Source organism: Martinezella hainanensis (genome assembly GCF_900094555.1).
Lineage (GTDB): Bacteria > Pseudomonadota > Alphaproteobacteria > Rhizobiales > Rhizobiaceae > Rhizobium > Rhizobium hainanense.
The window spans coordinates 527,006-550,523 of sequence record NZ_FMAC01000003.1; the positions used below are offsets into that span (position 1 = coordinate 527,006).

The 23,518-nt window shown below is 58.5% G+C and carries 22 protein-coding genes and 1 riboswitch; of the genes, 12 read left to right on the plus strand and 10 right to left on the minus strand.

The window, feature by feature from the left end:
• Positions 1 to 58: 58 nt before the first annotated feature.
• A complete protein-coding gene (locus GA0061100_RS13035) occupies positions 59 to 904 on the minus strand; it encodes a hypothetical protein (RefSeq protein WP_075853109.1) in 846 nt (281 codons plus the stop codon).
• Between the two features lie 474 nt (positions 905 to 1,378).
• On the opposite strand from GA0061100_RS13035, the gene GA0061100_RS13040 reads away from it, so the two are divergent.
• The 5 genes from GA0061100_RS13040 (at position 1,379) to GA0061100_RS13060 (ending at position 4,234) form a co-directional block, all read left to right on the plus strand.
• Positions 1,379 to 1,603 (plus strand): hypothetical protein, encoded by a 225-nt coding sequence (locus GA0061100_RS13040; RefSeq protein WP_075853110.1) that lies wholly within the window; start codon positions 1,379 to 1,381, stop codon positions 1,601 to 1,603.
• A 111-nt stretch (positions 1,604 to 1,714) separates the two neighbouring features.
• Entirely contained in the window at positions 1,715 to 1,909 is a 195-nt protein-coding gene (locus tag GA0061100_RS13045) for a hypothetical protein (protein ID WP_143525425.1), read from the plus strand.
• A gap of 128 nt (positions 1,910 to 2,037) precedes the next feature.
• Entirely contained in the window at positions 2,038 to 2,328 is a 291-nt protein-coding gene (locus GA0061100_RS13050) for a hypothetical protein (protein ID WP_075853112.1), read from the plus strand.
• A gap of 51 nt (positions 2,329 to 2,379) precedes the next feature.
• Positions 2,380 to 2,913 carry a DUF1269 domain-containing protein gene (locus tag GA0061100_RS13055; protein ID WP_075853113.1) on the plus strand — a complete coding sequence of 178 codons (534 nt, stop codon included), beginning with the start codon at positions 2,380 to 2,382 and terminating at the stop codon, positions 2,911 to 2,913.
• Positions 2,914 to 3,136: 223 nt separating this feature from the next.
• Positions 3,137 to 4,234 carry an FUSC family protein gene (locus GA0061100_RS13060; RefSeq protein WP_083961329.1) on the plus strand — a complete coding sequence of 366 codons (1,098 nt, stop codon included), beginning with the start codon at positions 3,137 to 3,139 and terminating at the stop codon, positions 4,232 to 4,234.
• Between the two features lie 42 nt (positions 4,235 to 4,276).
• Here the strand turns inward: GA0061100_RS13060 and manD are convergent, their stop codons facing one another.
• Positions 4,277 to 5,479 carry a D-mannonate dehydratase ManD gene (gene manD, locus GA0061100_RS13065; RefSeq protein WP_075853114.1) on the minus strand — a complete coding sequence of 401 codons (1,203 nt, stop codon included), beginning with the start codon at positions 5,477 to 5,479 and terminating at the stop codon, positions 4,277 to 4,279.
• A gap of 30 nt (positions 5,480 to 5,509) precedes the next feature.
• On the minus strand, positions 5,510 to 6,823 hold the full coding sequence (locus GA0061100_RS13070) for an MFS transporter (protein ID WP_083961330.1): 1,314 nt from the start codon (positions 6,821 to 6,823) through the stop codon (positions 5,510 to 5,512).
• A gap of 152 nt (positions 6,824 to 6,975) precedes the next feature.
• Between GA0061100_RS13070 and GA0061100_RS13075 the strand changes: the two genes are divergently transcribed.
• Entirely contained in the window at positions 6,976 to 7,713 is a 738-nt protein-coding gene (locus GA0061100_RS13075; RefSeq protein ID WP_075853115.1) for a GntR family transcriptional regulator, read from the plus strand.
• Between the two features lie 71 nt (positions 7,714 to 7,784).
• On the opposite strand, the gene GA0061100_RS13080 is transcribed toward GA0061100_RS13075, so the two are convergent.
• Genes GA0061100_RS13080 through GA0061100_RS13105 form a run of 6 tightly spaced genes read right to left on the minus strand, consistent with a single transcriptional unit; the run spans position 7,785 to position 15,110 of the window.
• The gene (locus tag GA0061100_RS13080; protein ID WP_075853116.1) at positions 7,785 to 8,888 is read right to left on the minus strand and encodes an ABC transporter ATP-binding protein; all 1,104 of its coding nucleotides are present in this window, start codon (positions 8,886 to 8,888) and stop codon (positions 7,785 to 7,787) included.
• Complete coding sequence (locus GA0061100_RS13085) at positions 8,876 to 10,996, minus strand: ADP-ribosylglycohydrolase family protein (protein WP_075853117.1); 2,121 nt, start codon at positions 10,994 to 10,996, stop codon at positions 8,876 to 8,878. The genes GA0061100_RS13080 and GA0061100_RS13085 overlap by 13 nt, the downstream gene beginning before the upstream one ends.
• Positions 10,997 to 11,025: 29 nt before the next feature.
• On the minus strand, positions 11,026 to 11,859 hold the full coding sequence (locus tag GA0061100_RS13090; RefSeq protein WP_075853118.1) for a carbohydrate ABC transporter permease: 834 nt from the start codon (positions 11,857 to 11,859) through the stop codon (positions 11,026 to 11,028).
• A complete protein-coding gene (locus GA0061100_RS13095; RefSeq protein WP_083961331.1) occupies positions 11,856 to 12,701 on the minus strand; it encodes a carbohydrate ABC transporter permease in 846 nt (281 codons plus the stop codon). The genes GA0061100_RS13090 and GA0061100_RS13095 overlap by 4 nt, the downstream gene beginning before the upstream one ends.
• 51 nt (positions 12,702 to 12,752) lie before the next feature.
• Positions 12,753 to 14,072 (minus strand): ABC transporter substrate-binding protein, encoded by a 1,320-nt coding sequence (locus tag GA0061100_RS13100; RefSeq protein WP_075853120.1) that lies wholly within the window; start codon positions 14,070 to 14,072, stop codon positions 12,753 to 12,755.
• A 24-nt stretch (positions 14,073 to 14,096) separates the two neighbouring features.
• Positions 14,097 to 15,110, minus strand: coding sequence for a LacI family DNA-binding transcriptional regulator (locus tag GA0061100_RS13105; RefSeq protein ID WP_075853121.1), 1,014 nt, complete (start codon positions 15,108 to 15,110; stop codon positions 14,097 to 14,099).
• Positions 15,111 to 15,356: 246 nt separating this feature from the next.
• Between GA0061100_RS13105 and GA0061100_RS13110 the strand changes: the two genes are divergently transcribed.
• Positions 15,357 to 16,502, plus strand: coding sequence for an acyltransferase family protein (locus tag GA0061100_RS13110; protein ID WP_244557823.1), 1,146 nt, complete (start codon positions 15,357 to 15,359; stop codon positions 16,500 to 16,502).
• 210 nt (positions 16,503 to 16,712) lie between these two features.
• Here the strand turns inward: GA0061100_RS13110 and GA0061100_RS13115 are convergent, their stop codons facing one another.
• Positions 16,713 to 17,951, minus strand: coding sequence for a metallochaperone AztD (locus tag GA0061100_RS13115; protein WP_075853123.1), 1,239 nt, complete (start codon positions 17,949 to 17,951; stop codon positions 16,713 to 16,715).
• A gap of 161 nt (positions 17,952 to 18,112) precedes the next feature.
• Positions 18,113 to 18,330, plus strand: a riboswitch (cobalamin riboswitch).
• Positions 18,331 to 18,577: 247 nt separating this feature from the next.
• Between GA0061100_RS13115 and nrdH the strand changes: the two genes are divergently transcribed.
• From nrdH to GA0061100_RS13140, 5 genes are all read left to right on the plus strand, one after another.
• Positions 18,578 to 18,799 (plus strand): glutaredoxin-like protein NrdH, encoded by a 222-nt coding sequence (nrdH, locus tag GA0061100_RS13120; protein WP_075853124.1) that lies wholly within the window; start codon positions 18,578 to 18,580, stop codon positions 18,797 to 18,799.
• A gap of 11 nt (positions 18,800 to 18,810) precedes the next feature.
• A complete protein-coding gene (nrdI, locus tag GA0061100_RS13125; RefSeq protein ID WP_075853125.1) occupies positions 18,811 to 19,206 on the plus strand; it encodes a class Ib ribonucleoside-diphosphate reductase assembly flavoprotein NrdI in 396 nt (131 codons plus the stop codon).
• On the plus strand, positions 19,194 to 21,404 hold the full coding sequence (gene nrdE, locus GA0061100_RS13130; RefSeq protein WP_075853126.1) for a class 1b ribonucleoside-diphosphate reductase subunit alpha: 2,211 nt from the start codon (positions 19,194 to 19,196) through the stop codon (positions 21,402 to 21,404). The genes nrdI and nrdE overlap by 13 nt, the downstream gene beginning before the upstream one ends.
• Before the next feature lie 19 nt (positions 21,405 to 21,423).
• Positions 21,424 to 22,398, plus strand: coding sequence for a class 1b ribonucleoside-diphosphate reductase subunit beta (nrdF, locus tag GA0061100_RS13135; RefSeq protein ID WP_075853278.1), 975 nt, complete (start codon positions 21,424 to 21,426; stop codon positions 22,396 to 22,398).
• A 196-nt stretch (positions 22,399 to 22,594) separates the two neighbouring features.
• The gene (locus GA0061100_RS13140; protein WP_075853127.1) at positions 22,595 to 23,419 is read left to right on the plus strand and encodes a glycerophosphodiester phosphodiesterase family protein; all 825 of its coding nucleotides are present in this window, start codon (positions 22,595 to 22,597) and stop codon (positions 23,417 to 23,419) included.
• Positions 23,420 to 23,518 lie beyond the last annotated feature (99 nt).

The window sequence follows — 23,518 nt, forward strand, 5'->3', positions numbered from 1 at the left end:
CCATTTGCGATGGTGCCCGGCTTTGGATGTTTGCGAGCGCCTGACATGAAATCCCGACTTAAGACACCGCTCGTTTATGGGGATCGATTTCCACATCGTCTAGTCTCGCGAAAACGCTATCGCCAAAATATCCATGGAAAGTTGAAGATAGATCAGCGCATAGTTTTTTCGAGCGGATGTAATCCTCCTTGGCGGTTCTATATATGGTCTGAATCAGCTCCTCGATTTCTTTGGCCTTTATCTCATAAGGGGATCGCTCTTCACGCGGTATTTCCGTAATGACCAGACCAGTCGATCGATCCAACGTAGAGTATTTCAACATCATTTGCTGAAGTTCCTCGCGTCGGTTGTTGTAAGTATCGATCGATTGCTCGATGACATCAAAACGCAGAGCCATAAGCGTGCATTCGTTTATCAGCGCAGCTTTTCCTGCAAGCATCAGCGGAATGAACTCGGCTGCATTGAGTTCGATTGGCGATAGGAAGCTTCCAACCCTCTGTTGGACTATAAGCCACATTTCTAGGGCCAGATTGCCATCTCGATTTGCCTTAACGAGTGCGGCGCGAATGTACTCTCTGTTCGTATAGAAGCCGTTCGTAATTAGCTGAGCCTTTAGCAGGATAGCCAGTGCCTTTGATTTGTGGTCATCGAGCCGAGCGGCGCTATCTCGCGCAAGCGTTTCTACTGAAGCTTGTCTCGCTAGCATCCACGAAATTGCGCCACCTATGGTTGCGCCAATAATCCCCGCAGTAAGCGTAGCAAAATCTGAGGTGCTAAACTTTAGGGGGCTGAACGAGTCAGGCGCTATTTGCACCCCAATCAACAGAACTACGATGAACGGCGCCGAGGCGAAGATGCCCAATCCGAAAATAGCTAGATCGTTACCGCCAATTCTTTCCTTCATCGTGAATCTTCCACGTATCAGTGTGCGACGACGAAGATACGCGTGCACAAGTCGACTTGGAATATCAAAAAGATAGAATTTTCTCCTATCAACCGCGGCTTAAGTTGATTGACGCATTCAAAGGAGAGGATAAGCCAACTCTGATGCGGTCCAAAGAAATGTGGGGATATCTGTTGAGACAGCCCAGCGTTACCAACCAACTATGTCGGCCGTTTTTGCGGGGCATGTGAGGTAAGAAACCTAATGTTTCTTCACTGCTCGGATTTGCCTCACACGTGCCAAGGTCCTGATCATGCTTACTTGTTGAGTCCCGAAAGGCTTTCTAGCGGTCGAGTTGAGGTGATATCAAAATATATCAATCGCTTATGCAGGCAGATGGCGTCGCCCATTCCGACGATGCCGGTGGAAGTCCGCGGGGCGCTTTCTATATGCTGCAGATGCTCATGGTCTGACCAACAGGAAGAGGAGCAGGACATGACATTGACCTCACACGACGTCACCACCGTACTCGGCCCCGTAGACGAGACCCTTATTGCCGACATTGTGGCGACAGGCGCAACGCCGACGGAATTGTCCGAGGCGTGGGCCTGGGTCAACAGCGATGAGGCTTTGATCGGCGAAGGTCGCCATCTGCCAGACGGTAAGGTGGCAGCGTTGGTGGATCTGCTTTGCGCCGATGACGAGGAATGGGAAGAATAGCAATACGCGCCCCTTCTCAGGGCTTGATGCAAGCCATGCCGCCACATATTTGCGGCATGGCTACCGGCTTGACTAGAGCTCCACCTCTACATTGTCGCCCATGTGGCCGCATTGTTCCGTATCGACTGCGAGGTGATCGCACTCTCCAAGCGCACCATGCATATCGAATTGGAGCTGCGGCTGGCGGCCGTTCGCGCCGAGCGAACGGAAATCTTCCGCAAGCTGCGGGCCAGGCAGCTTGGCAATGAGGTTGCGGCAAAGCTCGTGCGAGAGCTGGACCTGCTGGAAGCGCGATATGCGAACTGATTTTACGTTTTCGGGGTCGGCGGGTTGGGCAAAAGGGAACCTTGAACCTGAATTTGCGTCTTCCTAAGTGAGTAATAGTCGAGGCTTCATGAGCTCGGCTGCAATCACGTCTGTTAGGAGTGACCAAAATGGAAGACAGAACAAAGACCATCGAAGATCTCAGCGTCGAAGAGCGTGAGGAAATCCTCATCGATGTCGCCAGGACACTGGAAGGCAACGCGCGCGAAGCTCTTGTCGAGGGCAATCAACAGTTTGCGGCGCTTTCCACCAATATGGCGGAAGCAATCCGTATCAACGCCGACGAACTCGCACGTGATGATCTGGAGCAAGCTGAAGAGCTGCTGCAACAGGCTGTCGCAATGATCTCGCAGTTCAATGCTACTCATCCCTACCGGTTGATCAGCACGGCTGTTCACTAATCGGCCCGAGGCCCTACTTCTTGCCTCGACAACACGACCCGGAGGATTTCGATGTCAGAACTCATAGTGCTTGGTTTCGACGATGCCGATAAGGCGGATGCTGTTCTCAATCGTCTTGTTCAGCTCGAAAAGGAATATCTGATCGATCTGGAAGATGCCGTCATCGCCGTTCGCGACGAGTCCGGCAAGGTCCGTCTCAAGCAGAGTGTCAATCTGACTGCGGCCGGCGCCGCAAGCGGTGGCCTTTCGGGCGCGCTTTGGGGCTCGCTCGTTGGCTTGATCTTCCTCAATCCTCTTGCCGGCCTGGTCGTCGGCGGCGCGATCGGTGCGGGTTCGGGCGCTCTTGCCGGATCGATGGCTGATTACGGCATCGATGACGGCCTCATCGAGAAGCTCGCCGAAACTATTCCGGCGCATAGTTCCGCGCTCTTCCTGCTGATCCGCAAGGTTCAGCCCGAGAAGGTGCTTGCGGAATTCAAGGGCGAGCATGCGCGTTTGCTGCGCACCTCGCTTTCGCCCGATCAGGAGGCACGGTTGCGCCAGGTTCTCGTTGATGAGACCTCGCCGACGTCTGCTACGGTCTGAGCGTAAAATCCGATCCGTAACTATGGTTAAGCCGTGCTCCCCAAGGTGGCACGGCTTAACAGTGGATGACGGGGCGCTCGCCGTTCTTCGCTCTCCTTCCATATCAAGCCGAATGCTGCCATTGTAAGTCGCGGATTCATGCCGCGATCGGCATTGCAGCAGGGGGAGGGGCAAGACCCTAACGGCCATTGTCAGCATACGTTTTCAGACCAAAAGTTGCGCGATGACCGAGCCCGTATCGCCTCAAAGCCAACCCCCGTCCAAGCCCAAGACATCGCTGATCCAGACCAAGCGCGCCGCTGTGCAGGCGCTGCGGGTGATGATCGCCTGCACGATTACCTATGCCGTCTCCCAGCTTCTGCATCTCCAGCAGGGCTATTGGGCGGTCTTCACTGTGCTGATCGTCATGCAGGCCTCTGTCGGCGCCACGGCCGGCATGGCTGTCGATCGACTGGTAGCAACTGTTGCGGGGGCGGTGCTTGGCGGGGCGGCGGTGTTCGTCACACCGCACGAGCCGCTCGCCATCGGGATCGCGCTCATCTGCGTCGTCGGCTTTTCAAGCTTTGTGGCGGCACGCGTGCCTCGCTTGCGCAATGCCGGGCTGACGGCGGCGATCGTCATGCTGACGCATTCCGCCGCGGTTCCGGTCGAGATCTTCGTGATCGATCGCATCGCCGAGATCACGCTGGGCGGTGTCGTCGGCGTGCTCGCCAGCCTGTTCATCCTGCCAACGCGCTCGCGGACTGTGGTGCTCGACCGTTTCGGATCGGCCCTCGACGTCATGGCGCAGATATTGCGCACCCTTGCATCGGCGGTCGAGAAGGGCGAGCCGGTCTCCGCCTCGGAGGCCAATATAGCGCTGCGCCAGTCACTGATGGCAACGGAGACCCTATTGACCGATGCCCAGCGAGAGCGCGCCTTCTGGTTGACGAAGCATGGGATTTCGGAAGCCATTCCTCGTTCGCTCTGGCGAATTCGCAATGACATGACCTATGTCAGCCACATCGTGGAAACACCCTTCCCGCCGGCGATTGTCGAGGCGATCGGGCCGCAGGCAGGACAGATGCTCGAGGCGCAGGCTCGCTTTGCGGAAGCCTGCGGAAGGGCGCTGCGTGCCGGCGGTGAGATCGATCCTCAGGTGCTTTCGACCGGCGACGAGGCCTTCGAGAGCGCATTCGGCGCCCTGCAGAATTCTGCAGAGGCGCAATTGATGGGCTTCAACGAAACCGGTCGTCTGTTCGGCCTCGACTTCACATTGCGCCGGATGCGGCAGAACTTCCTCGATCTTGCCGACCGCATCCGTGAAAGCGATGTCAATTGAAAGAACCGGCCGGCTTGGGTGAGCCGGCCCGCCCCAGGGCAATCACCAGCTCCACATGGTCCCGTCTGAAAGCCTGGCGACATCCAGATAGGCCCGCCGATAGGGGTACTTTTCGGCTGCCTTCTCGTCGATATCGACGCCATGGCCGGGTTTCTCGCCGCTGTAGAGATAGCCGTCCTTCAGATGCCATTCGTGCGGGAAGACGTTTTTCGCCTCGTCCGGGTGGAAGGCATATTCCTGAATGCCGAAGTTCGGCACCCAGCGATCGAAATGCAGTGCCGCACCCATGGTGATTGGCGACATGTCGGCGGCACCGTGGCAGGCGGTGCGGATATGATAGAGCCCGGCGAGATCGGCGATGCGCCGCACATGGGTGATGCCGCCGGCATGCAGCGGCGTCGTGCGGATATAGTCGATCAGCTGCTCCTGGATCAGCTGGCGGCAATCGTGGATCGAGTTGAAAACCTCGCCAAGCGCAAGCGGCGTGGTCGAATGCTGCCGGATGAGGCGGAAAGACTCTTGGTTTTCGGCCGGAACGGCGTCCTCAAGCCAGAAGAGCCTGTGACGCTCCACCTCCTTCGCAAGCCCCGCCGCTTCCTGTGGCGTCAGGCGATGGTGAACATCGTGGAGAAGATGGAGCTCATAACCGAAGCGATCGCGCAGATGATCGAGGAGCTTTGGCAGGAAGCGAAGATAGCTCGGCGTATCCCAGAGCGTCTCGCGGGGCTTGTCTTCCGCCTGGGCGAGCGAGCCTACCTTTTCGACGCCGTAGGTTACCGGCAGACCGGGAACGGCGCTCTGGACTCGGATCGCCTTCCAACCCTGCTCCTTGAAGGCGGCGACCTTGTCGCTGGTCTCTTCGATCGTCTCGCCATTGGCATGGGTATAGGTCAGCATGTGGGTGCGGCTCGCGCCGCCAAGCAACTGGTAAAGCGGCATGTTGGCTGCCTTGGCCTTGATGTCCCAGAGCGCCACGTCGACCGCGGCGATCGCCGCCATGGTGATCGGGCCGCGGCGCCAATAAGCGCCCTTGTAGAAATACTGCCAGATGTCCTCGATCTGCGACGCGTCGCGACCGATGAGGCAGGGCACGAGGTGATCCCTCAGATAGGAAGCGACGGCCAGTTCGCGGCCGTTCACCGTGGCATCGCCGATGCCGTAAATCCCTTCGTCCGTCTCGATCTTGAGCGTGACGAAGTTGCGTCCGGGCGAGCAGACGATGACCTTCGCATTGGTGATTTTCATGGGAAACCCTTTCGTGGTCTTTGATCGAAATCAGGCTTTCGGATCGGCGATCGGCTCGATGCGACCGAGGACGAAGACATAGGAGACGATGCCGATCGCCAGCATTGCACCGGCCAGCAGGAAGGCGCGGCTGAAGGACTGTGTGGCGCCGACGATGAAGCCGGTGATGATCGGCGCTGCGATGCCGGTCATGCTGTTGAGAAAGTTCATGATGCCGCCGATCGTGGCGGCACCGCCCTTCGGCGCGATGAGAGCGGGGATCGACCATCCGGCCGGTGCCGCGGCAGCAAGGCCGCTCAGCGAAATGGTGATCCAGAGGATCGCCCAATAGGGATCGGCGGTGAGTCCTGCACCGACGACGGCAAGACCCATCAGCATGCCGAAGACGATGATCGTCTTGCGGACGCGGGATTCATCGTGGCCCTTGCGGATGAGATGGTCGATCAGCCAGCCGCCGATCAAAAGGTCCGAGATCGTCGCGAAGATCCAGGGGATCGTCGTGAAACTTGCCGATTTCAGTATGTCCATGTGCATCTCCTTGACCAGATAATCCGGGAGCCAGAAGATGAAGAGGGCGAAGGCATAGCCATAGGCGGCAAAGCCGATCGAAAGGCCCCAGACCTTGCGATTGCGCAGGAGATAGCCGAGCATGCCAACGGCATTGGCGGAGGCTTCGCCCTCCTGTGCCGCGCCGCCGGCCTTTATGTAAGCCCGTTCCTCGTTGGAGAGGTTCCTGTCGGCGCTCGGGTCACGATAAAACAGCCAGAACATCCCGAAGAAGATGAAACTGATGATAGCGGTCGCCAGAAAACCACCGCGCCAGCCGAAATGCAGCATGAGGTATGCGACCAGCGGAATGGCGATGACGTTGGAGAATTTTGCCGCCGCATCGAAGAGCGCCGTTGCCAGGCCCCGCTCATGGCGCGGAAACCAATAGCCGGTCGCCTTCGAATTGGCCGGAAAGCCCGGTGTTTCCGCCACGCCGAGAAGCATGCGGGAGAGAAATAGTGACTGCATACCGGTCGAGAAGGCGGTGATGACCGAAGCGATCCCCCAGGAAAACGTGCTCCATCGCATGACGCGTTGGATACCGAACCGATCCAGCAGCATGCCGACGGGGATTTGCAGGAAGCCGTAGGTCCAGCCGAAGGCGCTGAACAGGATGCCCATCTCGGCGGGTCCGATTTTGAAATCGTCCTGAATGAGGGGCGAAGCCACCGTCAGGTTCACCCGGTCGAAATAATTGACGAGGACGCCGAGCGCGAGAAGAGCGCCGATCCACCAGCGACGATTGGTGGATGGCCGTCGCATGGCTTCGGCTGATGAAGCGTGTTCGATTGTCATGAAATCCTCCCTATATGAAATATCACGCTACTAATCTGAAATTTCACATGAGGCAATGATTTTGATATAAGCAGCCAAAAGTCAATACTGGCGCCTGTGAATCGGCTGGCGGAGACTGTGGTGAATTCGAGCGGGAAAAGATCGACAGCGCGATGATGAAGAAGGAAAAGCAACCTCGAAGCCTGTCGGAGGAAGCCTACGATCGCCTGGAAAGCATGATCGTTTCGACCGAGCTTTTGCCGGGCGCGCGCTACACGATCCAGCAACTGCAGCAGCAATCCGGCCTCGGCCGCACGCCCGTTCATGACGCGGTCAAGCGTCTCTCGGCCAACCAACTCATCCATGTCAGCCCGCGCTCGGGCCTGCGGATCGCGCCAGTCAACCTCGCGCAGGAGCGGACGTTGCTTCCCTTGCGAACGGAAATGGAAGCGATCGCCTGCGGGCTGGCGAGCGAGCGAGCGACCCCGCAGGATCACAAGGTTCTCAGAACCTTCATCACCGATCTCGAAGCCTCCAAGGCGGATCTCAGCCTTGAGCGGTTCAACGTCACCGACCGGCTGTTGAACAGGGCGATCCTCACAGCCTCTGGAGAGCCGCTTCTCGCGAACACGCTTATTCCGCTCCAGACGCTCTATCGTCGTACCGGCTGGATATACCATACCTATCTCGGCCCCGGCGCTCCGCTGGAGATAACGATAGAAAGCCATATAGCGCTGCTGCGCTTCATCGTTTCCGGAGACCGTACCCTCACGGAGAAATTCATCCGAGAGATGATGGGGGATCTAGGCAACATGCTGTTGAAGGTGCGCCAGTCGATCGATCCGGCAACACTCGATGTCAGCCTTGCCGATATGACCGTGAGAACTGGAGTGGCCGGCCCGATCAACTGATCAAGCAGGCATCCCGGCCGAATTCGACATGGGCATGGGCAAAAGCGCCGCCGCGCGGCAGCGCTTTGTCGTCACGAATGTTCCAGGTTTCGCTCTGCGGCTTTGCCGGTCAGCCGGCGGCCGCCCGCATCGAACAGGCAGATGCGCTCCGTCCGTGGCTGCAACCAGATGGTTTCCTCCGGCTCGATATCGAGCCGGTCGTGGAAGACGGTGACGATCGTCTGTCCACCCACGGTTGCCGTTATATGGGTCTCGGAACCGAGGGGCTCGACCACGACCACGCGCGCCGGAATGCCGACATTCGCCGGCGAAAAGGTGAAGTATTCCGGTCGGATGCCGTAGACCCCTTCAACGCCGACGAGCTTTGGGGCATTGCCGGGCAAGGGCAACACGATGCCGTCGTTCGTCTTGAAAACCGGCTGGCCGCCAGCAGTGTCAAAGCACCCGTTCAGCAGGTTCATCGCAGGTGAGCCGATGAAGGCGGCCACGAATGTGCTGTGCGGATTGTCATAGAGTTCGAGCGGCCGGCCGATCTGCTCTATGTGGCCACCGTTCATGACGACGATGCGATCCGCCATCGTCATTGCCTCGACCTGATCGTGGGTAACGTAGATGGTCGTCGTCGCCAGACGCCGATGCAGGCCCTTGATCTCGGCGCGCATGGCGACGCGAAGCTTCGCATCGAGGTTGGACAGAGGCTCGTCGAAGAGGAAGACCTGCGGATTGCGAACGATCGAACGGCCCATGGCGACGCGCTGGCGCTGGCCGCCGGAGAGCTGGCGGGGGTATCGCCCGAGGAGATCGGTAAGCCCCAGAATCTGCGCGGCATGCGCGACGCGCTTCTGCTTCTCCTCCCTCGAGGCGCCGGCAAGCGTCAGCGAGAAAGCCATGTTTTCGGCCACCGTCATATGCGGATAGAGCGCATAATTCTGAAAGACCATGGATATGTCGCGTTCCTTGGGTGGCAGGTTGTTGACGACGCGCCCGCCGATGCCGATCGTGCCGCCCGTAATGTCTTCAAGCCCGGCAATCATTCTAAGCAGCGTGGATTTCCCGCAGCCGGATGGTCCGACAAGGACGACGAACTCACCGTCGGCGATGTCGGCCGAGACGCCGTGGAGAACTTCCACGGCGCCGTAGGCCTTGCGAACCTTGTCTATGGTCACTGTCGCCATCGTACGCCTCCGATCCGGATCTCGTTCGACGACAAGGCACCCTCATGGACGAGAAGGCCGACGCCACCGTCGCGGAACGCGTCTGCGGACATATCCTCCGCCGTAATTGATACGCCATCGGCCTCGAAGGTGATGCGCGCGCCTTCAGCCTTGACCTTCATTGAAATGTGCTTGTCGAATTCGATCCTGAAGTCCGTTTCGGCAAGCACCTTGGTGTCCTCGTCGCGCACCCGGACGATCTGCATCTTGCCGTCGCGGGTCACGCGGGCTCCGTAATACCGGCGCAGGCCCTGTGCACGGATGGCAAGGCCGCCATAATTGCCGAGATGGATCATCACCTGGCCCGACGCCTGATAATCGGTCCATTGCCGCGTGCCGTGAATGATGATGCCTTCGCCGCTATTTTGCGAGATGCGGAAGGCGGCCGGGAAGCGCTTGGAGAAGAAGCTGGCGCCATTCACCCAGGCCATGCGCCAGAAATCGCCATCGCCGGCCGGCCGCTTCAGCGTCAGCTTCGGCGCTCCGTCCCAGCGGAGATAATCGACGAGCAGCCGCCCATCGGCGCGCCGCCCGGTGCCGTTTACGGCGATGCCGATTTCGGCGATCGGCTGGCCATCGGTCTCGGGCAGCGTCCACTCGAGGGTGGCGTCCGAGCCTGGCTCAATGACGACCGGATCGGAGTCGATGTCGCTCAACTGGTCGCGTTCATTGTAGACGCGGATACGCAGGCGAGCTTCGATCGTGCCACGGTTCTGCTGGTCGGCCTTGATGCGGGCTTTTACGATCTGTCCCGGATAGACGAGTGGTGTCGCCATAAGGTCGTAGGTGCGCATGTCGAGCATTTCGCGCGGCGAGAAGGTGGGCGTCGTCACGACGGCGGTTTGGGCTGGCCCAAGCGCTTCGTAATCGATCGTCAGCGCCCGGCCGCTCTCGAATTCCGAATTGCCGACGCGCACGCCATTTGCCGCATCGAGGCCGGACAGCGGACGGAAACCCTGCTGGCTGCCGGGAAGCGAGAAGTGAAATTGTGCGCCATTCTTCGGCATGCCGAGGGATTTATGGCCGGCAAGCTGCAGGCCGAGATTGGTCAGGAAATAGGCCTGACGCACGGCATCGTTGATGGAGTTGCCGCCGTCGGCCGACGAGATCAGCATGCGATCGGCGATAGGGCCTCGGAAGTCCGGGCCTTCGCCAAGCCCATCGAGACCGTTCATGATGCCGAGCAGGCAGCCGACATTGCCGGCATTGCAATCCGTATCCCAGCCCGACGTATTGACGATCATCTGCGCCTTTTGGAAGTCGTGCGGCGCATAGAGCACGGTCATGATCATCAAGGCATGGTTGGGTATGACATGGCAATTGCCGGGATATTTGTCGTAGCCGTAATTGTCTTGGATCTTCTGGCGCGTGTCGCGCCAATCGGGATGAGCCCCGTGCCAGGCCCGGATGTCGGCGATCAGCTTTGCGATCAGGCTGTCGCTGGGGATCAGTTTCAGGCCGGTGTCGATCAGATGGTCGATGTCGGAGGCCACAAACGCTTCCGCTTCCATCGCCGCCCACAGCATGGCGGCGTAAACGGATTCGCCGTCATGACTAACCTTGCCGGCTTGTTCGGCGAGCTTGGCCGCGAGTTCCGGCTGGCCAGGTGCCACCATCGCCCATCCGTCGATGAAGATCTGTGCGCCGATCTGCTCGGCAACGCCCTGGCCATTGGTGGCGATCGAGCCGGAATGCGGTGCCGGGACGCCCTTCTTGAGATTGAGCCAGGCAGTGTGTTCGGTCGAGTTGCCGTTGCCGCCCCACCACAGGATCGAGCGTTCCTCGACGATGTAGTTGAGCCAGGCCTTGCCGATTTCCTCAGCCGAAAGGTTCGGCTTGATACCGTAATCTTCAAGGGCGCGGATAAAGGTGAAGGTGCCGGCGACATCGTCATCGGTAACGACGAGTGGTTGGTTCAGACGCTCATGCACGTAATATTCGATCGGGCCTAGCTCTTCCATGATCTTCTGGTAGGTCCACCCTTCAAAAGGGCGGCCGAGATAGACGCCAATGAGCTTGCCCAGGACGCCGGCATAGACACGTTCGAGATAATCGTTCGGAAGCTGCATTGCTCACTCCATTTAATCGATGAATTCGTTCAGCCTTTGACGGAGCCGCCGGCCATGCCCTCGATGAAGCGCTTCTGCATGAAGACGAAAAGCGCGACGACGGGCACGACGATGATGAGGGCTGCGGCCATGATCTCACCCCAGTCAGAGCTGTATTGGCCTGATAGCAGGAAGAAGGCGATGACGGCGGTCATGTTCTCCTGCTTCTGCAGGAAGGTCGTGGCGATCAGAAATTCGTTCCACGAATTGAGGCCGATGATCAGCGCCACAGTCAGGATGCCCGGCGAGACGATCGGCAGCATCACCCGCCAGAAGACCTGCCAATGCGTGGCGCCGTCGACGATCGCCGCCTCCTCGAGCTCCTTGGGAACCGCGAGGAAATAGGTCCTGAGCAGCATCACGGCGAAGGGGCTGTAAAGCGCAGTATAGATCAGCGCCACGCCGAAGATGTTGTTGATCAACCCGAGCTTCGCGAAGCCGAAATAGAGCGGAAAGATGTAAAGCTGAATCGGTGCGGTCGTCGTTGCCAGCAGATAGAAGGTGAAGATCTTCCAGCTCTTGATCTTGCGGCGGGCGATCACATAGGCCGTCAGCGACGATGTCGTGCAGACGAGCGCAATCGTCGTGCCGGACACGATCAGCGAATTGATGAAGGTCTTCGAGAATTTCGCGTGGTTCCAGGCGTTGGCGAAATTCTGCCAGCGAATCGGCTGCGGCAATCCCAGCGGATTCTGCACGATCTGAGCGGCAGGCTTCAGCGAGTTCAGCACCAGCAGCGCGATCGGAAAGAGCGCGATGAAGGCGAAGATGCCAAGAAGGATATAGCAGATCCACAGGGTCAGGCGGCTTTCCACGAGCCTCATTGCTCGCCCTCCCTGGTCTGGATGCGAACGTAGAAGAAAGTGCCGACCAGCCCGAAGAGGCTGATGACGAGCGCTGCGGCCGCGGCCTGTCCGACGTTCAGGTCATAGAACGCCTTGCGATAGGCGAGCGTCGATAGCAGTTCGCTGGAGAAGGCGGGGCCACCCTGGGTGAGGATGTAGACGAAATCGAAGGCGAGGAACGACCAGATGACGGTCATGATCATCATCAGCGTGATGGTCGGCCGGATGCCGGGAAGCAGCACATAGCGCATCATCTGGAAATAGGTGGCACCCTCGATACGAGCGGCCTCGATCTGTTCCTGAGGCACCTGACGGAGCGCGGCGAAGAAGATGACGCAGAGAAAGCCCCACCAGTGCCAGAGGTCCACAGTCGCGACGCCGAAAAGCGCTATAGGCGGCTGTGTCAGCGGATTGGGGATCGGCAGCCCGTATTTCTTGAGGAGGCCGAAGACGCCGGTGACGGGGCTGTAGATCATTCCCTGCCAGATGCGGGCCGTGATCGCGGTCGCGATGACGACAGGCAGGAAGTAGACGACCTGAAAGAAATTGCTGCCGCGGCGCACGATGAGCAACATCGAGGCTGCCAGCAGGCCCATGAGAATCGGCACCGTCAGGAAGACGATGGTCCAGATAATGTTGTTGCCGAGCGCCAGCCAGAAGACGCGGTCGTCGGCCAGCGCGCGGAAATTGTCGAGGCCCGCGAAGGTGGGCGAGGAGATGCCGTCCCAGTTGCAGAAAGCGAGTGCCACCGTCAGCAAAGCAGGGACGAGGACGATGATGATATTAATGATCATCGTCGGAACGAGATAGAGTCGGTGCATATTGTCCTCCAGGCGAGGACGGCGCTTTTAACGCCGCCCTGCGGCGGCTTGTCAGACGCGGGGCGGGACCGCGGGCGCCTTGCCGGCGTCGCGTTCCTGCTTGAAGGTCTCGTCGAGTTTCTTCAGGAAGTCAGCCGACTTCGTTTTCTTGAGCCAGACCTCTTCCATGCCGCTGACCAGATAGGTGTCCGTGGCCGGAGGCAGGAAGGTCCAGGTCGTGTAGCCATATTTGCCGGCAGCGACTGCGCCCGCCAGCTGCTTCATGGCATCCTCGTAGAGAGGTAGTACCTTGTCGGAGAGCTTGACCTTGGAGAGATCGGCGAGCGGCAGGTTCCATTCGCCCTGCCAGACCGAGTTCATCTTGCTGTAGTAGTCGTCCGTGAACATGTAGTCGAGAACGGCGGCGGCGCCATCGGTATTGCCCGATTTGGCGTTGATCGACAGCGTCGAGCCGATGCCGAGCGCGAAGATCGGATCGCCTTTCTCGCTCGGGACGCCAACGAACCCCGGCTCCGCATTGTTTTGTGGGAAATAGGTCTGGACGTTGGTGAAGTTCCAGGTGCCGGTCGGTGCCATGCCGGCCTGGCCGCTGGCGATCTGCGCAAAGGCCTGCTCGAGCGTCAGCGAGAAATAATTATCGCCGAAATAGCCCTTGTCCCACCATTCCGCGAGCTTGTCGATCGAGTGAACGAAGGCGGGGTCGGTCCATGAGATGGCGCCCGTCAGCGCCTTGTAGACATTCTCAGGTCCGGCGATCGAGTTGAAGGCGATCGAAACGTAATGCTCGTTGGCCGGGCGCCAATCGGCATTGCCGGCGCCAAACGGCGTGAGGCCCTTGGCCTTCATTTCGTCCGCAAGCGCCTCGAAATCTGATATCGTCGTCGGGACTTTCCATTTGTTCTGGTCGAACAGGGTCTTGTTATAGAAGAGGCCGAGCGTCTCGTAGGTTTTCGCCAGGGCGTAGAGCTTGCCATTGTAGCGGCCGAGGTCGAGAAAGAGCGGCAACAGGCGCTCGTTCCAGCCATATTTCTTGGCGTAGTCGTCGAGCGGCATTAGCTGACCGGCCTGTGCCATAGCCGCGACGTAGCTCGGGCCGGCCGTAAAGACGACATCGGGGCCTGTGCCGGCCAGCATTGCGACGCGCAATTGTTTGTCGAGATCGGAGCCGCGGAAGTCGATGCTCAGGAGGTCTTCGGGATGTGCCGCATTGAACGGGTCGATCAGAATGTTCTTGAGGTTGTCCTGGTTCTCCGGTGAAGCGGATTCGTACCAGAAGGATATGGGCTTCTGATCCGCCGCGAATGCGAAGCGGGACATAAGCTGCAGGGTGGCCACGCCGAGGCCCGCCTTCAAAACTGTACGTCTGTGCATCGGTTTTCTCCTCCCGATTTGATCTTATTCGTTGCTCGTCGAGCCTCTGACGATGAGGTCAAAAGGCATCTCGACGGCTGTGCCTGCACCAGTCTTCTCTCCGCGCAGACGCTCCATCAGTGTCTGTGCGGCACGTTCTCCCATTTGCCATTGGAACTGTGCGACCGTTGTCAGGGTCGGGGTTACGAGCTTGGCGGCGGAAATGTCATCGAAGCCGACAACGGCAATATCCTCCGGAATGCGGATGCGGCGCTCGCGGAGCGACTGCATGACCCCGATCGCCATCAAGTCGTTGGCAGCAAAAATGGCCGTTGGCCGGAAATCGCCACCGAGAATGCGTTCCGCAGCGCGGATGCCGCCCATCTCGGAAAATTCGTCATCGATGACGACGTGGTCGGGGTGACTGAACTTTGCGAGCGCTGTGCGATAACCCTCGATGCGATGCGCCTGTGGACCGCCGCGGCCCGCGACAAGCGCGATGCGCGTATGGCCGAGACCCAGCAAGTATTCCGTTACCGCCTGCGCGGCGGCGCGGCTGTCGACATAAATATCGTCGACGGGAATGTCGCCGCCGCGTTTCTTGGACGATTCAATTCTCACAATAGGAACGCCAGCCTCGACCAAGGGATTGAAGTCCTTGGCCTTCAGCGTGAAGAAGACGCCGATTACGCCGTCGACGCGGCCTTGTCTGGCCCAATCGAGAAAATGGCGTTCGCGTTCGGGGGTGCCGTCGGTGTTGACGGTGATTACATCGTAGTTCTGACCATCAGCAATGGATTGAATGCCGCGGATCAACGATGGATAGAACGGATTGGTGATGTCGGGCACGATGCAGGCGATGGTCATCGAGCGGCTCGTTTTCAGCGCCTGCGCAAACCGGTTCGGCACATATCCGAGGTCCTTTGCCGCCTTCGTGATGCGCGCCCACGTCTCCGCCGGAATGGACGCCCCGCCACCGCTCAGCACCATGGAAACGGTCGCCTGGGAGACGCCAGCCGCCTTTGCGACATCCTTTTGTGTTGCTCGTCCGTTTGTCATTGTCCACTTGCTTATACGTATTAGTTATACGTATCAATAAAATGCATGTTGCCTGCTGTCAAGCTGGGTCTCGGTGCGCGCAGTTGGTTCGCTTGCTGGTGGAAATGATGTTTTGGGGGAGAACCTCTTGGCATGAAGCTGGCAGCTCGCAGCGGAGCGAACGGCTCATTTTCACCGTCTGTTGAAGAGGGGACAGTGACGCCTATGAGCAATCTATTAACGGTTGCAATCTAAGCTCACTAAATCATGGAAAAGATGTCTCGACGACACGATCTGGATTTTGTCAGGGTGGCAGCATTTATGCTGCTGATCATCTACCATGTCAGTCTAATATACAATTCAAGGACCTTTGTCCTGAAGGCACGGGATAGCTCTCCCGCCTTCGATGTGATCCATCTACTGACGCATCCCTGGCGAATGACGCTGCTGTTTTTTATCTCCGGCGCCGTGACGGGTATGTTGCTCGTGAAGCATCCTCCCGGCGCATTGAGGAGTGCGCGGACAAAACAATTACTAGTGCCTTTTCTGGCGGGTATGCTCTTTCTGATCCCGCCGCAGATATATGTATTTTTGAATGCCAAGATGGGAGTGCATATCAGCCTCTTGGAGGTCTTCTGGGACTATGTAACCTTGACTCCGGTTTCCTTGCCGGGCGGTGAACAGACCCTGCTCGCCGGCATGCAACATCTTTGGTATCTCGCATATCTGTGGAGTTATACCGTGGTCGTCACGCTCGCCATCGCGGTGTGGCCATCGCTGTTGACCTCTATGGGAGATCGGCTGGCCCCCTGGCTTACCGGCAAATGGGTACTGATAATGCCCGTCTTGCTGTTCATTTTGCTGCGACTCGTCTTGAGACCGATTTTCCCTCCATCACTGGAGTTTTTAGCAGATTGGTACAATCACGCCGTCTATATGGCTGCGTTCCTGATGGGAGCCGTGATGGCAACGCGTGACGATTGTTGGGATGCCATAGTCAGCATGCGGAGGCCGGCATTGATTCTGACGATTGCTTGTGCGCTCGCCTTGGTGTTCCTGTTTCCCACGCTGCCGTCCAGCACTCCGGAGATGTGGCGACTGTCCGCAGGTAGAGTGCTTGGCGGTGCGTTCCAATGGTCGGCAATCGTCGCCGTTCTTGGTTATGCGAGGATTTGGTGCAGATCGGAAAATGTCGTGATCCGTTATCTCAACAGGGCCGTTCTCACCTACTACGTTCTCCACCAGACCGTCATGCTTCTGATCGCCTATGAATTGGACCGCATGGGGCTTTTGTCCGCTGCATCGTTTATTCCGATTGCCGCCGCCACTTTGGCGATCTGCGCTGTGGCTTACGAACTGAAGCTTCGTCTGGAGAGTGCCACGAACGCGATGTTCCGTCCGCACGCTACCTGATATTATGGGCGGGCTTGGCAAGCTGAGTTCTCATCAATCGTCGTCTACTGTTGGGAGCCGGCCGTGCAACCGGCTCCTGTTGCGATGATCTACAGTTAGCGATCGATGGCGTTGCCCTTGAAACATACCGCTCCAAGCAGGCGGCGGTAGTCAGATACTGGCTACCAACCGACGATCTGAAGCGGATCGCAATCTCGGCACCCCAGGCTCTCAGTGCATGGCCCCCGATCCACCTGCCGATACGATCACAAAAGGCTGCCCCTCGACAGCGATGCTGCGGATTTCCTTTAGAGACCGGCTGTCGACCATACGCACGAGGCCGTGGCGCGGGTCGGTGATGGCAATGAGATCACCGGCAATAGCGAGCCGTGGCCGCGGATCGCGCCAGTGGCCATCCTTGCTGTAGGGCTCGGTAACGGTCTCGGATTTCACGATCGCGCCCTTCACGACGTCGAGAAGATGCAGATTGCCGTCCTCGGTGAGAATATAGGCCTGCTGCGGCTTTGCCGGATCAAGAGCGAAGTCGACGCGACGCGTCGGCAATTCGATCAGCTTGAAGGGCTCGGCTGTCTTGTCGGGATCGATGAGCACGATGTTCTGCTCACCATAATTGCCGAGGAAGAATTGCATGGATGTGCCGCCGAGCAATGTCGAAACCTTGCCTTTCGGCAGGGAGGAGCCATAGGCGAGCATCTCGACCTTCGGACCGCCGATGCCGCCGGGGCGGGCGATGAGAACTCCTTCCTCGCAGCCGAAGGCAACCAGGCGCGCCGACGTCGCCTCGCCGTGCAGGCCCGTGCAACGCTTGACCTCGCCGACCTGTTCCCCTTTGCGATCCAGCACGCGTAAACCGAGTCGCGGCGGCAACTCGCCTTCCTTGACGGGAGCCTCCATGTTCGGCACTGACACGAGGAGGTGGTTGCCCATCGGAACGGCGACGCCGTGATGGGCGGCGATGGTCTGGAATGAGCGAATATCGGGCTTACCTTCGGCAAGGCCGCTCTCCGACAGCAGATCGAATTTGTCGTCGCGATCGTAGAAGATCGCCACATCATTGCCGTGCGTCACCACATGCCCTGGCTTATCGCCCGTAATCGATGTCTGAAGCAGTTTCGGATCGGAAAGTTCGATATCGCGATGCTCGCCGTGGTCGGAGAGGGTGATGCCTGTCGCAATAGCGTGGACCACATTCTTTTCACCTTGAACGGCAAAGATGGTGCGACCGGACTGGCCGAGTGACAGGGCGGCATAGCCGTCAACGTCGAACCGACCGATTTCCTTGCCGCTCGTGGCGTCGATTGCGCGGATGATCGGCCGGCTGTGATCGGCGACAAATAACCGCCAGCTTTCCGTCTTGTTTTCGTCGTCTGCAAAGGATGGAAAGGGAAACAGCAAGGCGCAAGCCAGCGATGAGGCCGCAAGGAGGATACCAGATCTCGTGTTCGGCATGAAAAATCCTTTATGTAATAACATTACATAGACAACGTAATAAAGTAACCCTGCGTTTGTCCAGCCCCCCCATGCTCGCCTGAGGCGAGATTGTTGGAGCTTATCAACATCGAAAATGGCTTGAGGCTATCGAAGCAATTGACGTAATTTTAACTGAAGATACTATATATAGTGTTCGAGGTTCTTCTGATTCGCAAGGATTGGAGGCTAAGATGGGAATCCGGTCGGCAAGCATGATGCTTGTCAAGCCGGAGCTGCCCCCGCAACTGTGAGCGGTGAGCATTCGTTTGATGACGTCACTGAGGCGATGAGCCTTGGGAAGGCAGGACGAATGTTGTGACCCGCGAGCCAGGAGACCTGCCTTGAGCATTGACGTCCACGGGCGGGGTGTCCGGCTGGCGAGCGATAGTTCTGTGGCATGATCGCCGCCGTCACTTCCTCGAAGCCCCCGCATCAATAACTTCGGGGTGAAGCGCATGTTCCTGAGTATCCATAGTCGCCCGCGCGAATGACGGCCGCTTAATGCGCCCGGCAGCCGCCTAGGTTTGCCCCATTTTTCACTCCGCCGAGCGGGCACCATCCGATGCCCGAGCGATTTTCTATGCCCATCCATACGAGGATATCTCATGAGCATCACCGTTTATAGCAAGCCCGCCTGTGTGCAGTGCACAGCTACGACCCGCGCCCTCGATCGCCAGGGGATCCACTACACTATCGTCGACGTATCGGCCGATGCGGCGGCATATGAGCTGGTGCAGGGTCTCGGCTATCGCCAGGTTCCGGTCGTTATTGCCGGCGAATTGCATTGGGCCGGTTTCCGTCCCGACATGATCAGCGCTCTCGCGTAAGGATCTGGGCGGTGGGCGAGATCGTCTATTTCTCCAGCCGATCGGAGAATACCCATCGCTTCGTTGCCAAGCTTGCTTTGCCGGCCGCTCGTATTCCGCTTGCCGCGGGAGACGAACTTCGCGCGACATCGCCTTACGTCCTCATCGTCCCGACCTATTGCGGTGAAGGCGGCAAGGGGGCCGTGCCCAAGCAGGTAATCCGCTTCCTCAATGATGCGGGCAACCGTTCGAATATCCGCGGGGTCATCGCCGCGGGCAATAGCAACTTCGGCGCGACCTATGGGATCGCCGGCGACATCATCTCTGCCAAATGCCAGGTGCCGTATCTCTATCGATTCGAGCTTCTGGGCACAGATGAGGATGTAGCCAATGTCAGACACGGATTGGAACGATTTTGGACACGCTAAGCTCTTCTTTGTCGCGGGATGCGGGCGAAAAACCGCAGGGCACTTTTTCTCATTCCGCGAATGACCGGCCAGCGAAGGCCACGGAAACGGCATCGGATTATCATGCCCTCAACGCGATGCTGAACCTCTATGACGGGCAGGGAAGGATCCAGCTCGACAAGGACCGCATGGCGGCCAAGCAATACTTCCTCCAGCACGTCAACCAGAACACGGTCTTCTTCCATAACCTTAGGGAGAAGCTCGATTACTTGGTAACGGAGGGCTATTACGAGCAGGAGGTGCTCGACCAATATTCCTTCAATTTCGTGCGCGATCTCTTCGATCACGCCTATGCGAAGAAGTTCCGCTTCCCGACCTTCCTTGGTGCCTTCAAATATTACACCAGCTATACGCTGAAGACCTTCGACGGAAAGCGTTATCTTGAGCGCTACGAAGACCGTATCTGCATGGTGGCGATGACGCTGGCGGGCGGAAACGAGCAGCTCGCCCGCGATCTGGTCGACGAGATCATCTCCGGCCGTTTCCAGCCGGCAACGCCGACCTTCCTTAATGCCGGCAAGAAGCAGCGCGGCGAGCTGGTCTCCTGCTTCCTGCTGCGCGTCGAAGACAATATGGAATCGATCGGCCGGGCCATCAACTCAGCGCTGCAGCTGTCGAAGCGCGGTGGCGGCGTGGCCCTGTCACTCACGAACATTCGCGAGGCCGGCGCGCCGATCAAGCATATCGAGAACCAGTCGTCGGGCATCATTCCTGTCATGAAGCTGCTGGAAGACTCCTTCTCCTATGCCAACCAGCTTGGCGCGCGCCAGGGTGCAGGCGCCGTCTATCTGAACGCCCACCACCCGGACATCATGCGCTTCCTCGATACCAAGCGCGAAAATGCCGACGAGAAGATCCGTATTAAGACGCTGTCGCTCGGCGTGGTCATTCCGGACATCACCTTCGAGCTGGCGAAGAACAATGAGGATATGTACCTCTTCTCGCCCTACGACGTGGAGTGCGTCTACGGCGTGCCGTTTACAGAGATTTCGGTGACGGAGAAGTATCGCGAGATGGTGGCTGACAGCCGCATCCGCAAGAAGAAGATCAAGGCGCGCGAATTCTTCCAGATCATTGCCGAAATCCAGTTCGAGAGCGGCTACCCCTACATCATGTTCGAAGACACGGTGAACCGCGCCAATCCGGTTGCCGGCCGGATCACCATGAGCAATCTTTGCTCTGAAATCCTGCAGGTCAGCGAAGCCAGCGAATATAGCGACGACCTCTCCTACAAGCATATGGGCAAGGACATCTCCTGCAATCTCGGCTCGCTCAACATCGCGGCCGCCATGGACAGCCCCGATTTCGGCAAGACGATCGAAATGTCGATCCGCGCGCTCACGGCCGTCTCCGACATGAGCCACATCTCCTCCGTGCCCTCGATCGAGAAGGGCAACGACGAAAGCCATGCCATCGGCCTTGGCCAGATGAATCTGCACGGCTATCTCGCCCGCGAGCATATCTTCTACGGCTCCGAAGAAGGCGTCGATTTCACCAACATCTATTTCTACACCGTCACCTACCACGCCATTCGCGCCTCGAACCGGCTTGCGGTCGAACGCGGCCAGAGCTTCAAGGGCTTCGAGAATTCGAAATACGCTTCGGGCGAGTATTTCGACAAATACACGGAGCAGGAATGGAAGCCGGCAACTGAACACGTTGCGGAAATCTTTGAAAAGGCCGGCATCGCAATCCCGACCCAGGAAGACTGGCTGGAATTGAAGAAGGCCGTCATGGAAGGCGGGCTCTATAACCAGAACCTGCAGGCCGTGCCTCCCACAGGATCGATTTCCTACATCAACCACTCGACCTCCTCGATCCATCCGATCGTTTCCAAGATCGAGATCCGCAAGGAAGGCAAGATCGGCCGCGTCTACTATCCGGCCGCCTTCATGACCAACGACAATCTCGACTACTACCAGGATGCCTATGAGATCGGGCCGGAAAAGATCATCGATACTTATGCTGCGGCGACGCAGCACGTCGACCAGGGCCTGTCGCTGACGCTGTTCTTCCGCGATACCGCGACGACCCGCGATATCAACAAGGCGCAGATCTACGCCTGGAAGAAGGGCATCAAGACCATCTACTACATCCGGCTTCGCCAGATGGCGCTCGAAGGCACGCAGGTTCAGGGCTGCGTTTCCTGCACGCTCTGAACTTTGAGGGACCATGAAAATGAATATGCAATTCAAGCCGGCAAGCCGCGTTCGCGCCATCAACTGGAACCGCATCGAGGACGACAAGGATCTTGAGGTCTGGAACCGCCTGACCGGCAATTTCTGGCTGCCGGAAAAGGTGCCGCTGTCGAACGACATTCAATCCTGGGCAACCCTGAAGCCGGAGGAGCAGCAGCTCACCATCCGCGTCTTCACCGGCCTGACGCTGCTCGACACGATCCAGAACGGCGTTGGTTCGGTCAAGCTGATGGCCGACGCCGCAACGCCGCATGAAGAGGCGGTTCTCTCGAACATCTCCTTCATGGAAGCGGTCCACGCGCGCTCCTATTCGTCGATCTTCTCGACGCTGTGCCTGACCCCTGATGTCGATGATGCCTATCGCTGGTCCGAGGAAAACGAATTCCTGCAGCGCAAGTCGACGCTGATCATGGAACAATATTCTTCCGGCGATCCCTTGAAGAAGAAGGTCGCAAGCGTCTTCCTCGAGAGCTTCCTGTTCTATTCGGGCTTCTATCTGCCGATGTTCTGGTCGAGCCGCGCCAAGCTCACCAACACGGCCGACATGATCCGTCTCATCATCCGTGATGAAGCCGTGCATGGGTACTATATCGGCTACAAATTCCAGCGCGGGCTGGAGCGGCTTTCGGAAGAGCGCAAGCAGGAGATCAAGGATTTCGCCTTCGATCTGCTGCTGGAGCTCTATGACAACGAAGCCAAGTACACCGAGGCGCTCTATGACGGCGTCGGGCTGACCGAGGACGTCAAGAAATTCCTGCATTACAACGCCAACAAGGCGCTGATGAACCTTGGCTACGAGGCGCTCTTCCCCGCCGAGGCCTGCAAGGTCAACCCGGCGATCCTGTCCGCACTTTCGCCGAATGCGGATGAGAACCATGATTTCTTTTCCGGCTCGGGCTCGTCTTATGTCATCGGCAAGGCCGTTGCGACCGAAGACGAGGACTGGAATTTCTGAGATTACGTGTTCGACGGCCTGGATATGCCGCCTGTCATTTCCGATCGCGGCCATTCGGCTGCGATCGCTGTCCTCAAGTGCCGCTCGCAGTAACCGCCTTGTGCTTTGCAGATCTGTCAAAATCCCATGATACGCCCCGCCAAAGACGTCCGGTTCCGGACGATTCGCGCGTATTCCCGCGAGGTGAGGACCTATCATGGACTATGCCGACTATATCGCCGACCCCTCGCGAGATTGCGCGATCGTCGTCCATCGCGGCATCTGGCGCGCTGCGCCGGAAAATAGCCTGCTGGCGATCGATCGAGCGATTTCTGCCGGTTACGATGCGGTTGAGATCGACGTGCGATGCAGCAGCGACGGCGAGTTCTTTCTCCTGCATGACGATACGCTTGAGCGAACCGCCGGCCTAGCCCAGGAGGCGGAGGGGTTGACGCTCCACCAGCTGTCGAGCCTGCCTCTGCGTGATCGTGACGGCGGAGAAGCGAACCGGATGACCCGGGAAAAGCTGCCGAGCCTGAAGGATGTCTTCGACCTCACCCGCGGCCGCATTTTCCTGCACCTCGACGTCAAGCGCAGAGACATGATCCCCGGTGTGATCGCCTGTGCTCGGGCGATGGGCGTCGATCGGCAGGTCGATTTCTGGGGCGATCTGAAAACCCAGGACGATCTCGCCTGGATCCGGAGTAACGTATGGCCGGAGATGGTTCTCTTCATGGCGAAGACGCGCCTCGGTGCCGCGGACGCCGAAAACCAGCTCGATCTTCTATTTCGGCTCAACCCGCTGCTTTGTGAAATCTACTTCGACACCCTTGACCAGCTCGCGGCCCGCAAGGCGCTTTTTGTGGAGGCGGGTGTGCGCCTGTGGGTCAATACGCTCGATTCCGTTTCCTGTGCCGGCTTCACGGATACCGCCGCGCTGGAGGATCCTGCGGCGATTTGGGGTCGCCTGATCGATATGGGCGTTTCCGCCATCCAGACGGATGAGGCTGAGGCACTGAAGACCTATCTGAAAACCCGTTAGTCAGCCGTTCGATGTGGTACGAGCCGATCGAGCAGCGGCGTTCGCCTTCGCTTGTAAATAGAAACGGCCGGCTCCAAAGAATAGAGCCGGCCATTGAAT

What these genes read in the sequence shown, in the direction of transcription:
- GA0061100_RS13055 (WP_075853113.1), top strand. Translation starts at nt 2,380, where the DNA reads ATGTCAGAACTCATAGTGCTTGGTTTCGACGATGCCGATAAGGCGGAT.
- GA0061100_RS13040 (WP_075853110.1), top strand. Translation starts at nt 1,379, where the DNA reads ATGACATTGACCTCACACGACGTCACCACCGTACTCGGCCCCGTAGAC.
- nrdH (WP_075853124.1), top strand. Translation starts at nt 18,578, where the DNA reads ATGAGCATCACCGTTTATAGCAAGCCCGCCTGTGTGCAGTGCACAGCT.
- GA0061100_RS13070 (WP_083961330.1), bottom strand. Translation starts at nt 6,823, where the DNA reads ATGACAATCGAACACGCTTCATCAGCCGAAGCCATGCGACGGCCATCC.
- GA0061100_RS13095 (WP_083961331.1), bottom strand. Translation starts at nt 12,701, where the DNA reads ATGCACCGACTCTATCTCGTTCCGACGATGATCATTAATATCATCATC.
- GA0061100_RS13035 (WP_075853109.1), bottom strand. Translation starts at nt 904, where the DNA reads ATGAAGGAAAGAATTGGCGGTAACGATCTAGCTATTTTCGGATTGGGC.
- GA0061100_RS13110 (WP_244557823.1), top strand. Translation starts at nt 15,357, where the DNA reads ATGGAAAAGATGTCTCGACGACACGATCTGGATTTTGTCAGGGTGGCA.
- GA0061100_RS13085 (WP_075853117.1), bottom strand. Translation starts at nt 10,996, where the DNA reads ATGCAGCTTCCGAACGATTATCTCGAACGTGTCTATGCCGGCGTCCTG.
- GA0061100_RS13075 (WP_075853115.1), top strand. Translation starts at nt 6,976, where the DNA reads ATGATGAAGAAGGAAAAGCAACCTCGAAGCCTGTCGGAGGAAGCCTAC.
- GA0061100_RS13115 (WP_075853123.1), bottom strand. Translation starts at nt 17,951, where the DNA reads ATGCCGAACACGAGATCTGGTATCCTCCTTGCGGCCTCATCGCTGGCT.
- GA0061100_RS13080 (WP_075853116.1), bottom strand. Translation starts at nt 8,888, where the DNA reads ATGGCGACAGTGACCATAGACAAGGTTCGCAAGGCCTACGGCGCCGTG.
- GA0061100_RS13060 (WP_083961329.1), top strand. Translation starts at nt 3,137, where the DNA reads ATGACCGAGCCCGTATCGCCTCAAAGCCAACCCCCGTCCAAGCCCAAG.
- GA0061100_RS13050 (WP_075853112.1), top strand. Translation starts at nt 2,038, where the DNA reads ATGGAAGACAGAACAAAGACCATCGAAGATCTCAGCGTCGAAGAGCGT.
- GA0061100_RS13090 (WP_075853118.1), bottom strand. Translation starts at nt 11,859, where the DNA reads ATGAGGCTCGTGGAAAGCCGCCTGACCCTGTGGATCTGCTATATCCTT.
- nrdF (WP_075853278.1), top strand. Translation starts at nt 21,424, where the DNA reads ATGAATATGCAATTCAAGCCGGCAAGCCGCGTTCGCGCCATCAACTGG.
- GA0061100_RS13140 (WP_075853127.1), top strand. Translation starts at nt 22,595, where the DNA reads ATGGACTATGCCGACTATATCGCCGACCCCTCGCGAGATTGCGCGATC.
- manD (WP_075853114.1), bottom strand. Translation starts at nt 5,479, where the DNA reads ATGAAAATCACCAATGCGAAGGTCATCGTCTGCTCGCCCGGACGCAAC.
- GA0061100_RS13105 (WP_075853121.1), bottom strand. Translation starts at nt 15,110, where the DNA reads ATGACAAACGGACGAGCAACACAAAAGGATGTCGCAAAGGCGGCTGGC.
- GA0061100_RS13100 (WP_075853120.1), bottom strand. Translation starts at nt 14,072, where the DNA reads ATGCACAGACGTACAGTTTTGAAGGCGGGCCTCGGCGTGGCCACCCTG.